At 71.2% G+C, this 12,054-nt stretch carries 11 protein-coding genes; 7 read left to right on the forward strand and 4 right to left on the reverse strand.

Features of this window, described 5'->3' with window-relative positions:
- Positions 1-95 precede the first annotated feature (95 nt).
- From IW248_RS18825 to IW248_RS18850, 6 genes are read left to right on the forward strand one after another with little or no spacing between them, the layout of a single operon-like run.
- Positions 96-824, forward strand: coding sequence for an amino acid ABC transporter ATP-binding protein (locus IW248_RS18825; RefSeq protein ID WP_124815798.1), 729 nt, complete (start codon positions 96-98; stop codon positions 822-824).
- A 19-nt stretch (positions 825-843) separates the two neighbouring features.
- The gene (locus tag IW248_RS18830) at positions 844-1,812 is read left to right on the forward strand and encodes a glutamate ABC transporter substrate-binding protein (protein WP_196928037.1); all 969 of its coding nucleotides are present in this window, start codon (positions 844-846) and stop codon (positions 1,810-1,812) included.
- Between the two features lie 16 nt (positions 1,813-1,828).
- Positions 1,829-2,473, forward strand: a complete 645-nt coding sequence (locus IW248_RS18835; protein ID WP_030337216.1) for an amino acid ABC transporter permease — start codon at positions 1,829-1,831, stop codon at positions 2,471-2,473.
- Positions 2,470-3,339: an amino acid ABC transporter permease gene (locus tag IW248_RS18840; RefSeq protein WP_196928038.1), complete on the forward strand. Its 870-nt coding sequence runs from the start codon at positions 2,470-2,472 to the stop codon at positions 3,337-3,339. Before IW248_RS18835 ends, IW248_RS18840 begins: the two co-directional genes overlap by 4 nt.
- Positions 3,336-4,343, forward strand: coding sequence for an asparaginase (locus tag IW248_RS18845; RefSeq protein WP_307788071.1), 1,008 nt, complete (start codon positions 3,336-3,338; stop codon positions 4,341-4,343). Before IW248_RS18840 ends, IW248_RS18845 begins: the two co-directional genes overlap by 4 nt.
- Entirely contained in the window at positions 4,340-5,083 is a 744-nt protein-coding gene (locus tag IW248_RS18850; RefSeq protein WP_196928039.1) for a copper homeostasis protein CutC, read from the forward strand. Before IW248_RS18845 ends, IW248_RS18850 begins: the two co-directional genes overlap by 4 nt.
- A 195-nt stretch (positions 5,084-5,278) precedes the next feature.
- Here the strand turns inward: IW248_RS18850 and IW248_RS18855 are convergent, their stop codons facing one another.
- From IW248_RS18855 to IW248_RS18870, 4 genes are all read right to left on the reverse strand, one after another.
- Entirely contained in the window at positions 5,279-5,815 is a 537-nt protein-coding gene (locus IW248_RS18855; RefSeq protein ID WP_196928040.1) for a hypothetical protein, read from the reverse strand.
- Positions 5,816-6,035: 220 nt separating this feature from the next.
- On the reverse strand, positions 6,036-7,727 hold the full coding sequence (locus IW248_RS18860) for a SulP family inorganic anion transporter (RefSeq protein WP_196928041.1): 1,692 nt from the start codon (positions 7,725-7,727) through the stop codon (positions 6,036-6,038).
- Entirely contained in the window at positions 7,724-8,062 is a 339-nt protein-coding gene (locus tag IW248_RS18865) for an ArsR/SmtB family transcription factor (RefSeq protein WP_112604395.1), read from the reverse strand. The genes IW248_RS18860 and IW248_RS18865 overlap by 4 nt, the downstream gene beginning before the upstream one ends.
- Positions 8,063-8,476: 414 nt before the next feature.
- On the reverse strand, positions 8,477-10,921 hold the full coding sequence (locus tag IW248_RS18870; RefSeq protein ID WP_196928042.1) for a glycoside hydrolase family 2 protein: 2,445 nt from the start codon (positions 10,919-10,921) through the stop codon (positions 8,477-8,479).
- A 111-nt stretch (positions 10,922-11,032) separates the two neighbouring features.
- Between IW248_RS18870 and IW248_RS18875 the strand changes: the two genes are divergently transcribed.
- Positions 11,033-12,052, forward strand: coding sequence for a LacI family DNA-binding transcriptional regulator (locus IW248_RS18875; protein ID WP_196928043.1), 1,020 nt, complete (start codon positions 11,033-11,035; stop codon positions 12,050-12,052).
- Positions 12,053-12,054: the final 2 nt, after the last annotated feature.

Here is a 12,054-nt window from a genome sequence, read left to right on the forward strand (position 1 = left end):
GGCGCTGTTGGTTCGATATGAAGCTGACTTAGTTTTGTAGTCGAAGGAAGTGAGGCCGTCTGGTGGCACCGGAGACGACGGGTGCGGACCGACCGATGGTGTCGGTACGCGGCCTGAACAAGTGGTTCGGTCCGCTGCACGTGCTGAAGGACATCGACCTCACGGTGGCCGCCGGCGAGGTGGTCGTCGTGGTGGGGCCCTCCGGCTCCGGCAAGTCGACACTGTGCCGCTGCCTCAACCGGCTGGAGACCGCCGGGCAGGGCAGCATCGAGATCGACGGCGAGCCGCTGCCCGCCGAGGGCCGCGCACTGGCCCGACTGCGCGCCGATGTCGGCATGGTCTTCCAGTCCTTCAACCTCTTCGGCCACAAGACGGTGCTGGACAACATCACCCTCGGCCCCACCCGGGTCCGCCGGATCGCTCGACCCGAGGCGCGGCAGCAGGCGATGACGCTGCTGGAGCGCGTCGGTATCGCCGACAAGGCGAACCACCACCCGGCCCAACTCTCCGGCGGGCAGCAGCAGCGGGCAGCGATCGCCCGGGCCCTGGCGATGCAACCGAAGGTGCTGCTCTTCGACGAGCCGACCTCGGCCCTCGACCCGGAAATGGTCAACGAGGTGCTCGACGTGATGGTCTCCCTGGCCGCCGAGGGGATGACCATGATCGTGGTGACCCACGAGATGGGCTTCGCCCGTCGCGCCGCCGACCGGGTGGTCTTCATGGACGACGGCCGGATCGTCGAATCCGGCGCTCCCGACGACTTCTTCGCAGCTCCGCGCACCGAGCGGGCCCGCGACTTCCTATCCAAGATCCTCCAGCACTAGCCCCCAACGGGAGGGTGTCATGTCAATCCTCAAGATGAGCTTCACCGGGCGGCGGTCGCTCGCCCTCACCGCCACCGCTGTGGCGGTGGCCCTCGCCGCCACCGGCTGCGGCGGTGACAGCGGCGGCAGCACTCCGGCGCTGCCCGGCAACCCCGGCCTGGGCGGCGACGGCGTCATCGCCCAGTCGGTGTACGACGCCGCACCGGTCGCCACCGACGCGGACATCCCGGCCGGTTCGACGATGGAGGCGATCCGCAAGCGCGGCTACCTGAACATCGGCGGATCCCTGGACGCGCCGCTGCTCGCCCAGCAGAACCCGGTCAGCGGCACCATCGAGGGCTTCGACGCCGACATGGCGAAGTTGCTGGCGAAGTACATCATCGGCAAGCCCGAGGTGAAGACGACGACCATCGGCACCCAGACCCGTGAGGCCATGCTCCAGGCCAAGTCGGTGGACGCGGTCTTCCAGACGTACACGATCACCCCGCAGCGGGCCACCCAGGTCGCCTTCGCCGGGCCGTACCTCACCTCCGGCCTCGCCGTCGGGGTCCGCAAGGACGAGACCTCGATCAAGAGCGTCAAGGACCTCGCCGGCAAGACCGTGATCGTCGGGGCGAACACCCCCGCCGTCACCGCGCTGCCCTCCGCCGCGCCCGGCTCGAAGCAGATCGCCTTCGGCACCGACCCGCAGGCGTTGCAGGCGCTGCTGCAGAAGCGCGGCGACGCGTACGTGCAGGACTTCACGCTGCTCGCCTCGGGCGCCAAGGCCAACCCGGGGATGAAGGTGGTGGGCGAGCCGTTCACCACCGAGGCGTACGGCATCGGCCTCAACAAGGCGGACGCGCAGTTCAAGGAGTTCGTCAACAACTGGCTGAAGAAGATCCAGGCCGACGGCACGTGGGCGAAGGTCTGGGAGGGCACCCTCGGCTCAGTGGTGGAGGGTGGGGCGCCCACCCCGCCCGCCCTCGGTTCCGCCGACGGCTCCTGAGCAGTCTCTCGTACCGATGGAAGCCCTCACCGCCCACCTGAGCCAGCTTGGCCACGGCCTGGTCACGACCGTCGAACTGACAGTCGTGACCACCGTCGGCGCGATGCTGCTGGGCATCGTCGTGGCCACCCTGCGGATCGCCCCCGTCCCATTGCTGCGCGCCATCGGCACCGCGTACGTCGAGGTGTTCCAGAACCTGCCGCTGCTGGCGCTCCTGGTGCTCTTCGTGTTCGCGCTGCCGACCATCGGCATCACGTTCCCGCTGTTCACCTCCGCCGCGATCGTCATCGCGGTGTACGAGGGGGCGTACCTGGCGGAGGCGATCCGCGCCGGGATCAACACGGTCGGTGTGGGCCAGGCCGAGGCGGCCCGCGCCATCGGGCTCACCTTCGGCCAGTCCCTGCGGCACGTGATCCTGCCGCAGGGACTGCGGGCGGTGATCCAGCCGATCGGCAACATCTGCATCGCGCTGCTGATGAACACCTCGCTGGCCGCCGCCGTCGGCGTGGTCGAGCTGACCCAGGCGGCCAACAACGTGAACCTGGTCGAGGCCCAACCGATCGCCGTCTTCACCGGCGCGGGCCTCGCCTACATGCTGCTGGCGCTGATCATCGGTCAGGTCACCGGCCTGCTCGAACGAAGGCTGGCGATCGTCCGATGAACAAGACGCAACAGATCCTCTTCGACGAGCCCGGCCCCCGCGCCCAACGGCGCATCCGGATCGCCACAGTGCTGGGCGCCGTTCTGCTGGCCGGTGCCCTGGCCGCGGCCGTCTACCAGTTCGCCAGCCACGGGGAGTTGGCCGCCGCCCGGTGGGAACCGTTCACCACCTGGCCCATCTGGCGGTACCTGCTCAACGGCCTGTGGGCCACGCTGCGCGCCGCAGCCGCGACCGCCGTGCTCAGCGCCGTGCTCGGGCTGCTCCTGGCGCTCGGCCGGCTGTCGACGCATCGACCGCTGCGCTGGCTGGCCGGCGCGTACGTGGAGGTCTTCCGGACCGTCCCCACCCTGCTGCTGATCTACGTGACGCTGTTCGCCCTGCCGCAGTACGGGCTGAACTTCCCACTGTTCTGGAAACTCGTGGTGCCGCTGGTGGTCTCCAACTCGGCGGCGTTCGCGGAGATCTTCCGGTCCGGCATCCTGGCGCTGGACCGTGGGCAGACCGAGGCCGGCCTCGCGATCGGGCTGCGCCGCGGGCAGGTGATGGCGCTGGTGGTCCTGCCGCAGGCGCTGCTCCAACTCGCCCCGTCCCTGGTCAGCCAGCTGGTCGGGCTACTCAAGGACACCTCGCTCGGCTTCGTCGTCAGCTACACCGAGCTGCTCTACAGCGGGCAGGTGCTCGCCTCCTACACCCACCTGCTGATCCAGACGTTCCTGGTGGTGGCGCTGATCTACCTGGTGGTCAACGCCTCGCTGTCGAAGTTCGCCCGCGTACTCCAGGCCCGTAACGGCCGCTTCGGCGGCCGGCGCAAACGGCGGGCCGTCGAGCTGCCCCCGGCGCTTCTCGAAGGGAACACTCCCCGGTGACCATTTTCCGCTACGCCGAGCTGGCCCGGGTCGTGCGCAACGGCTTCGTCGAGAGCCGGCACTACGGCAGCGTCGTGGTGCTCGCCCCGGACGGGACTGTCGCCCTCGCCGCCGGCGTACCCGACGAGCCGGTGCTCCCCCGCTCCACCCTCAAGCCGGTGCAGGCACTGGCCTGCCGCATCGCGGCGGGCGACGAGCTGACCGGCCCGGCGCTGGCCCTCGCCGCCGGCAGCCACACGGGCGACGACCGGCACGTCGAGGTCGTTCGGGCGATGCTGGCCGGGGCTGGCCTGACCGAGGACGCGCTCGGCTGCCCGGTGGACTGGCCGGAGGACGAAGCGACCCGGGACCGGCTGATCCGCGCCGGCGGTCAGCGCGACCGCATCCGGATGAACTGCTCCGGCAAGCATGCTGCGATGCTCGTCGCCTGCGTCGCCCGGTCCTGGAGCACCCACGACTACCTCGACCCGGACCACCCGCTCCAGCGGGAGACCGCCGCCGCCGTCGCCCGGCTGGCCGGCACGCCGATCGCGCACCACGCTGTCGACGGCTGCGGCGCTCCGCTGTTCGGTCTGCCGCTGACCGGCCTGGCCCGCACGTTCCAGGCGTTGGTCACCGCGCCCGCCGGCAGCGACGAGGCGCTGGTCGCGCAGGCCATGCGCCAACACCCGGAGTACGTCGGCGGCTGGCACGGGCACCCCAACACCGACCTGATGCGGGCGCTGCCCGGCGTCCTCGCCAAGGGCGGAGCCGAGGGCGTGCTCGCGGTGGCCGCACCGGACGGTCACGCGGTGGCGGTGAAGGCGATCGACGGTTCGCCCCGCGCCACCACCGCCATCGCCCTCGCCGCCCTCGACGCCGTCGGCGTACCTGTCGGTGGGGCCGACGCGCTGCGCCAGGTGCCGGTGCTCGGCGGCGGCGTACCCGTCGGCGCCGTCACGGCCGTCATCGACTGGACCACAGCCTCGCCTCGCACGTCTCGCACGGAAAAGGAAGAATCATGAACACATTCGAGATCTGCATCGACAGCGTCGAAGGGGCGGTCGCCGCCGAGGAGGCCGGCGCCGACCGGGTGGAGTTGTGCTCCGCGCTCTTCGACGGCGGGCTGACCCCCAGCCTGGGCACCATCGAGACGACAGTGGGCGCGGTCAGCCGGATCCGGGTACACGTGATCGTCCGTCCCCGGGCCGGCGACTTCATCTACTCGCCGTTCGAGGTCGAGGCGATGGAGCGGGACGTCCGGGCCGCGGTGGCGGCCGGCGCGCACGGCATCGTGATCGGCGCGCTGACCGCCGAGGGCGACGTCGACGTGCCGACCACCCGCCGGTTGATCGCCGCCGCAGGCGACGCCAGCATCACCTTCCACCGGGCGTTCGACATGACCCGCGACCCGCACGCGGCGCTGGAGCAGCTGATCGAGCTGGGCGTGCAGCGGGTGCTCACCTCGGGTCAGGAGGTCAGTGTGCTGGAGGGCGCTCCGCTCATCGCCGACCTGGTGCGCCGGGCCGCCGGCCGGATCATCATCATGCCGGGCGGTGGCATCACCCCGCGCAACATCGCCCGGATCGTCGAGGCGACCGGCGCCGACGAGTACCACTTCGCGGCCCTGGTCAGCTCGGACAGCCCGGCCGTGCACCGCAACCCGGCGCCGCTCATGGGCGGCAGCCTGAACCGACCCGAGTACGAGCGCTCGGGCACCTCGGGCGCCCTGGTCGGCCAGGTGCTCGCCGCCGCCCGCGCCTGACCCTTCGCGCTCCGGGCCCGCTGATCGTGCTCGAACATTGAAGTAGTGGCCTCCCCGCCGTGGGAGGCCACTACTTCATGGATCGAGCGCGATCATGGGACCTCAGCCCTCACGGCCCCTGTAATCGCGGCAGATCTGGGGCACCGCCGTGCGGGGCCGCTGTTGGTGGTGCCTCAGGCATCGGTCGCGTTGAGCTCAGTAGGCGACCAGTGCGATGAGCAGCGAGGACACCGCGGCAATCAGGAGCACGACGCCAGTGCCGAGCCCGACCACCGCGCTCACCGCCACGGCGCGGGCCCGGGCCACCGGCACCGCCGCGAGGGCCACCACGGTGACGAGCGCGGCGACCAGATGGATCAACGGATAGTCGATCAGCGCCGCAACCGGGAAGAGGTGCACGCCCACGACAAGGGCGACCCAGGGGGCGGCCAGCTCATTACGCCGCAGCAGAGCGAGCAGCCCCGCACCAACCGCGGCGGCGGCGAACTCGATGCCGACGACGATGCCGAAGGTAGGGCTGGTGTCGGCGTCGAATGCCGTACCGTCCGACCAGTGACGCCAGGCGAGCAGGGCCCCGGCGGCCGCCGTGAGCAGGGAAAGAACCGAACCGGCGATGAGCACCGGCCGCCACCGCTTCGGGGGCGCCTCCTGCGCCCAACCGAACCAGCTGGTGGCGAAGAAGCCGAAGACGAACGCCGTCGCCGCCGCGTCCCGGACATGTTCGGTGATCATTGCGCTCCCCGCGATACCACTGGTTCTACGTCGGACTTCGCCGTTGTCGGCGGCGCTGTCACCACCGGCCACGACGCGGTAATACTGCCCTGGTAGGCGTGCTCGATGACAGCGTGGGGGTTGCGGTCGCTCGAATCCCCGCATGCCTGTCATTGGACCGGTCGTACCGTCTCGGGGAAGCCCCTGTTATTTGGAAGCCGACAGCGGGCAGCCCTACCGCTCAGTCGGCGGGTATGACCGCCGGGTGGCCCGCCGCGGAGAGTGCGACGGTGCGGGCGTACTGGATGGCGGCGGGCGTGTCCGGGAAGAGCAACTCCTCGCGGCGCAGGTCGTCAGCAACCCCCAGTGTGGCCAGCACCTGGTCGTGTGCGGGGGTGATGCCGGAGAGCAGGACGGTGATCCGGCGTCCGCGTAGCCGCCGGATCGCATCACCGAGGACATGCGCACCGGTGGCGTCCATTGTGGTCACCCGGGACATCCGCAGGATGACGACACGGACGTCGGTGACCTCGGAGAGTTCGAGGAGGAAGGTGTGGGCCGCAGCGAAGAAGAGCGGCCCGTCCAGCCGGTACGCGACGATGTGTTCGGTGAGCAGCGCGTACTCCTCGGCGCTGTGTTCCCCTGGGTCGAGGGGCACCTGTTCCAGCCGGGCGCTGCGGGCCACCGCGCGCAGGGCGAGCACCACGGCGACGGCGACGCCGACCGCGACGGCGGTAACGAGGTCCCAGATCACCGTGACGGCGAAGGTGAGTACCAGCACGATCGCGTCGCCCCGGGTGGCGCGGGCCAGCGCCCACAGCGAGCCAGCCTCCACCATGCGGACGGTGGTGGCCAGCAGTACGCCAGCAAGGGCGGCGAGCGGGATTCGGCCGACCAACGGCGCGGCGGCCAGCACGATGGCGGCAAGGGCGACGGCGTGGGTGAGGGCCGCCAGCTTCGAGGCCGCGCCGGCGCGGACGTTCACCGCGGTGCGGGCGATGGCGGCAGTCGCCGGGATGCCGCCGAAGAGCGGCGCGGCCAGGTTGGCCAGCCCCTGACCGAAGAGTTCCCGGTCCGGGTCGTGCCGCTCACCGACGGTCATGCCATCGGCGACGGTGGCGGAGAGCAGGCTCTCCAGGGCGGCGAGTGCGGCGACGGCGAGAGCACTGGGCAGCAGCACGCCCAGCGCGCCGAGGTCGAGGAAGCTGAGCGAGGGGACTGGCAGGCCCTGCGGCAGCGCGCCGATTCGGACCAGATTGACCGGGATGACCTCGGCGAGGACGGTGGCGGCCCCCACGCCGAGCAGCGAGAACGGCAGGCCGGGTCGCCACCGGGCACCCAGCAGCATCAGCGCCGCGACGGCGACGGCCACCGCGAGCGCGGCCGGCTGCGGGTGTACGACGAAACGGGTGACCGCGTCGAAGGCGACGGCCCAGACCTTTTCCCCGTGTGCGTCGCTGACGCCGAGGGCGGCGGGCACCTGTTGCAGCGCGATGACCACGGCGATGCCAGCGGTGAAGCCCTCCAGCACCGGGGTGGGCAGGTAGCGGACGTACCGGCCCAGGCGGGCCACGGCGAGCGCGATCAGCACCAGGCCGGCCATCGCTCCGACCATGAGCACGCCGGTGGCTCCGAACTGCTGCACCACCGGCACCAGCACCACGGTCATCGCCCCGGTCGGCCCGGAGACCTGGAGGTTGGAGCCGCCGAAGACAGCGGCCACCGCACCGGCGATCACAGCGGTGATCAACCCGGCCTGGGCGCCCAGCCCGGAGGTGACGCCGAACGCCAGGGCCAGCGGCAACGCCACCACCGCCACGGTAAGCCCGGCCAGTAGGTCCCGGCGCGGCGAGCGGTGCACCGCCGCCCAGTCGGCCCGGCCGGGCACCAGCCCGAGGAGCCGCTCTCGGACCACCGGGATGGCGCCGCTCACCTGTCCGCGCCGGTGGCGCGCAACTCCCCGAGGAGGCCGTCCCGGTCGGTGAGGACCGCGCCGAGGATCCGGCGCCCGGCGGCCAGCAGGTCGGCCACGTCCGGGGTGCTGAGCGCGTACATGACGAGGGGACCGTCGCGGTGTGAGGTGACCATTCCGGCGCGGCGCAGCACGGCGAGTTGCTGGGAGAGGTTGGAGGCCTCGACCTCGATGACGGCGAGCAGATCCCGGACCGGCTTCGGGCCGTCCTGGAGCAGTTCGAGGACCCGGATGCGCACCGGGTGGCCGAGGGTGCGGAAGAGTTCCGCCTTCGCCTGGTACAGGGGGACCGACATGAACACCTCTCCCGATCGATACGAAGACTTTAACACTTGAACAAGTCTTCAATTCGATGCCACGACGCCGTCCCAGGAAAAACCCGCCGGTTCGACCATGGAGGTCAACGCCATTGCGTTAGCGCGGCGGCCGGTTAGGCAAGACCTCGATCAGCAGCCGACCCCTCGCCGTGGTGAGGGGGCACAGGCCAGCCCACCCCCTTTGCTCTGCACCCCAATAGGCACCAGTCGCAGACCGTAGCCGTCGCGCCCGCGGGTGCAGAGCAAAGGACAATCAACCGCCTCTCACTCCCCGGCCACCTCAGGCACACGCCAACAGAAACACCCAGCGGTCACGCAACGGACATCAGGAAGCAGTGGCCTCCGTAGCCGTGGGAGGCCACTGCTCCATCGACCGGGCACGATCTTGGGACGTCAGGCGAGGTCGTTGACGCAGCGCAGCACCGGGCGGGCGACGAGGGCCGCCGGGTCCAGCAACCCGTCCGCGTGCACGGTGAAGGTCGCCGACTCGCCGTGCAGCAGAGTGACCAGGGCTTTGTTCACAGTGGCCGACGCATCCAGCCGGTCCGGGAAGAGCGTCAGGTCGCGCAGCACCGTTCGGGCCGTGACCCGGACCCGCTGCCCGCCGTCGAACGGCTCGACCGTCGCGTCCCAGGCCGCCGAAGGCCAGTCCACGTCCCGGTCCTCGGCGAAGAACCACAGTGCGCGCTCGGCGGTGCCACCGGCCTCCGCGACCAGCAGCTCCCGCCTGGCGTCCTCCGGCCGCGCCAGGTCCGCCGGCAGCGCCAGCACCACCGAGGAGTAGGCCGGGACGTCGAGTTCGACGGAGATCTTCGCCCGAGGTTCGCCGCTGAGGGTCACCCGGGTCACCGCGGCCGGCGCGGCCCACACCTCAGCGGTCTCGTTGACCGCGACCAGGGCCAGGCCGCCGTCGCGGGGCTGCACGGTGAGGAGCCGGTCGGCGTACGCGTGGCGCAGCGCGTACCACAGGGGTTTGCGGCGGCCGTCGCCGTCGACGGCCGACCAGGAGGTCACCGGCCAGCAGTCGTTGAGCTGCCACACGATGGTGCCCGCGCAGACGTTCCGGTGGGAGCGGAAGTGCTCCACCCCGAGCTGGATCGCGCGGGCCTGGTTGAGCTGCGTCAGGTAGTGCCAGTCGTCGAAGTCCACCGGGGCGGGCAGGTGCGCGTCGAGGCCGCGCTGGAGCTTGGCGTCACCGCCGGCCGCCTTCTGGTGGTGCGCCATGCCTGGCGAGTCGTGCGCGAGGGGTTCGTCGCTCAACGCGCGGCGCAGCGTGGCGTACGCCGGTGGGGCCTGGTAGCCGAACTCGGCGACGAAGCGCGGGACGTACTCCCGGTATTTGGTGTAGTCGTCGGTGTTCCACACGTCCCAGATGTGGGTGGTGCCGTGCGCCGGGTCGTTGGGGTGGATCGCCTCGCTGCCCGACCAGGGGCTGCCCGGCCAGTACGGGCGGGTCGGGTCCAGCTCGCCGACGATCCGGGGCAGCACGTCGAGGTAGTAGCCGCGCCCCCAGGTGCGCCCGGCGAGGGCCTGCTGCCAGTCCCAGTCGTGCCAGCCCCAGATGTTCTCGTTGTTGCCGGTCCAGAGCACCAGCGACGGGTACGGGGCGAGCCGGGTCACCTGCTCGGCGGCTTCGGCGGCCACCTCGGTGCCGAACGGCTCCTCCTCCGGGTACGCGGCGCAGGCGAAGAGGAAGTCCTGCTGGACGAGGAGTCCGCGCTCGTCGGCGAGGTCGTAGAAGTCCGCGGACTCGTACCGACCGCCGCCCCAGACCCGCAGCAGGTTGACGTTGGCGGCGATCGCCTGGTCGAACCGCTCGGCCAGCCGGGCCCGGGTGATCCGGGTGGGGAACGCGTCGTCCGGGATCCAGTTGACCCCGCGGACGAAGACCGGGATGTCGTTGACCGACAACGAGAACGGGGTGCCGTGCTCGTCGGGTGTGGTGTCCAGTCGGACCGAGCGGAAGCCGATCCGATGCGACCAGCTGTCCAGGGCGTCGCCGTCCGGGGCGTGCAGAGTCACCTCGATCGGGTGGCGCGTCTGGTCGCCGTACCCCCGGGGCCACCACAGTGCGGGCTCGCGGACGGTGAGGGTCAGCACGGCCGTGCGCTGGCCGGCCGGGACGACCACCTCGGCGCGGACGCCGGCCACGGCGGCGCGGACGGTCAGCGGGACGTCCGCGACCCGCTCGACCTCGACGTGCACCTCGACCCGGCCGTCGCGACCGTCCATGGTGACGAGTGGACGGACGGTGGCCAGCCGGGCGGTCGACCAGGCGTGCAGGCCGATCTCCTGCCAGATGCCGGCGGTGACCAGTGTCGGCCCCCAGTCCCAGCCGAAGTTGCAGGCCATCTTGCGGATGAAGTGGAACGGCTCCGGGTAGGCGTTGGGCCGGTCGCCGAGCCGCTCCTGCTGGGCCTCGGCGTAGCGGTACGCGGAGTCGAACGTGACGACCAGGTCGTTGTTTCCGTCGCGCAGCAGCGGTCGGACGTCGAACCGGTAGCCGCGGTGCATGTTCGCGGTGCGACCGACCTCGACGCCGTTGACTGTGAGCGTGGCGACGGTGTCCAGGCCGGCGCAGACCAGGTCGACGCGCTCGTCGTCGCCCGCGCGATGGACGAATGTGGTCTGGTAGACCCAGTCGGTGCGCCCGATCCAGGCCAGCGCCCGCTCGTTGTCGTCGAGGTAGGGATCGGGGATCAGCCCGGCGTCGAGCAGATCGGTGTGCACGCAGCCGGGCACTGTCGCCGGCACGGACCGGCCGGCGACCTCCTCGGGCACCTGCGCTCCGGGGGCCGCTCGCACTGTCCAACCGTCGTAGAGTGCCTGTCGGCGCAAGACCTCACCGCACCTTCCGCATCGAAAGACGCTTACTGAACCGGATAAGCTGAGAAACCGTACGGTTCGAATTCTGGGCTGTCAACGGCCAGGGAGCAAAGGAGTACGCCGGTGAAGCGGCCGACAATCGCCGACGTCGCCCAACGCGCCGGGGTGTCCAAGGGCGCCGTGTCCTACGCGTTGAACGGGCAGCCCGGCGTCTCCGAGGCCACCCGGCAGCGCATCCTGGCCATCGCCACGGAGATCGGGTTCAGCCGGAGCAGCGCCGCCCGCGCCCTCTCGGCCGCCACCGCCGGGGCGATCGGCCTGGCCCTGTGCCGACCGGCCCGGACACTCGGCGTCGAGCCGTTCTTCATGGCGCTGATCAGCGGCGTCGAGTCCGAGCTGTCCGCCCGCTCCTACGCGCTGACTCTCCAGGTGGTGGCCGACCACGACGCCGAGATCGCCGTCTACCGGCGCTGGTGGGGCGAACGACGGGTGGACGGGGTGCTCGTCTGCGACCTGCGCACCGACGACAGTCGCATCCCCGCACTCGAGCAACTGCAACTGCCGGCGGTGGTGATCGGCGGCCCCGGTGGCACCGGTGAGCTGGCGAGTCTCTGGTCCGACGACGCCGCCGCGCTGACCGAGACGGTGGAGTACCTGGTCGCGCTCGGGCACCGACGGATCGCCCGGGTCGCCGGTCTGCCCGACCTGCGGCACACCGAGATCCGCACCGACGCCTTCGCCGCCGTCCGCCAGCGGCTCGGTCTGGTCGACGCGGTCACCGTCTGGTCCGACTACACAGGCGAGGAGGGCGGTCGGGCCACCCGCCGGTTGCTCAGCTCGGCCGACCGACCCACAGCGGTCATCTACGACAACGACGTGATGGCCATCGCCGGGCTCTCCGTCGCCCAGGAGATGGGCCTGACCGTGCCCGGCGATCTGTCCATCGTGGCCTGGGACGACTCGCCGCTGTGCCGCCTGGTGCACCCGCCGCTGACCGCGCTGGGCCGGGACATCCCGGCGTACGGCGCGCACGCCGCCCGGCAACTGCTCGCCGTCGTCACCGGGCAGCCGGCCGGCCGGGTGCAGGACGAGACGGCCCACCTCACACCGCGCGGCAGCACGGCACCGCCCCGCAACAGATGAAC

This window comes from Micromonospora ureilytica, assembly GCF_015751765.1.
GTDB lineage: Bacteria > Actinomycetota > Actinomycetes > Mycobacteriales > Micromonosporaceae > Micromonospora > Micromonospora ureilytica.

Coding starts and splice junctions, on each gene's coding strand:
- IW248_RS18840 (WP_196928038.1), top strand. CDS start 2,470: ATGAACAAGACGCAACAGATCCTCTTCGACGAGCCCGGCCCCCGCGCC.
- IW248_RS18825 (WP_124815798.1), top strand. CDS start 96: ATGGTGTCGGTACGCGGCCTGAACAAGTGGTTCGGTCCGCTGCACGTG.
- IW248_RS18835 (WP_030337216.1), top strand. CDS start 1,829: ATGGAAGCCCTCACCGCCCACCTGAGCCAGCTTGGCCACGGCCTGGTC.
- IW248_RS18850 (WP_196928039.1), top strand. CDS start 4,340: ATGAACACATTCGAGATCTGCATCGACAGCGTCGAAGGGGCGGTCGCC.
- IW248_RS18830 (WP_196928037.1), top strand. CDS start 844: ATGTCAATCCTCAAGATGAGCTTCACCGGGCGGCGGTCGCTCGCCCTC.
- IW248_RS18855 (WP_196928040.1), bottom strand. CDS start 5,815: ATGATCACCGAACATGTCCGGGACGCGGCGGCGACGGCGTTCGTCTTC.
- IW248_RS18865 (WP_112604395.1), bottom strand. CDS start 8,062: ATGTCGGTCCCCCTGTACCAGGCGAAGGCGGAACTCTTCCGCACCCTC.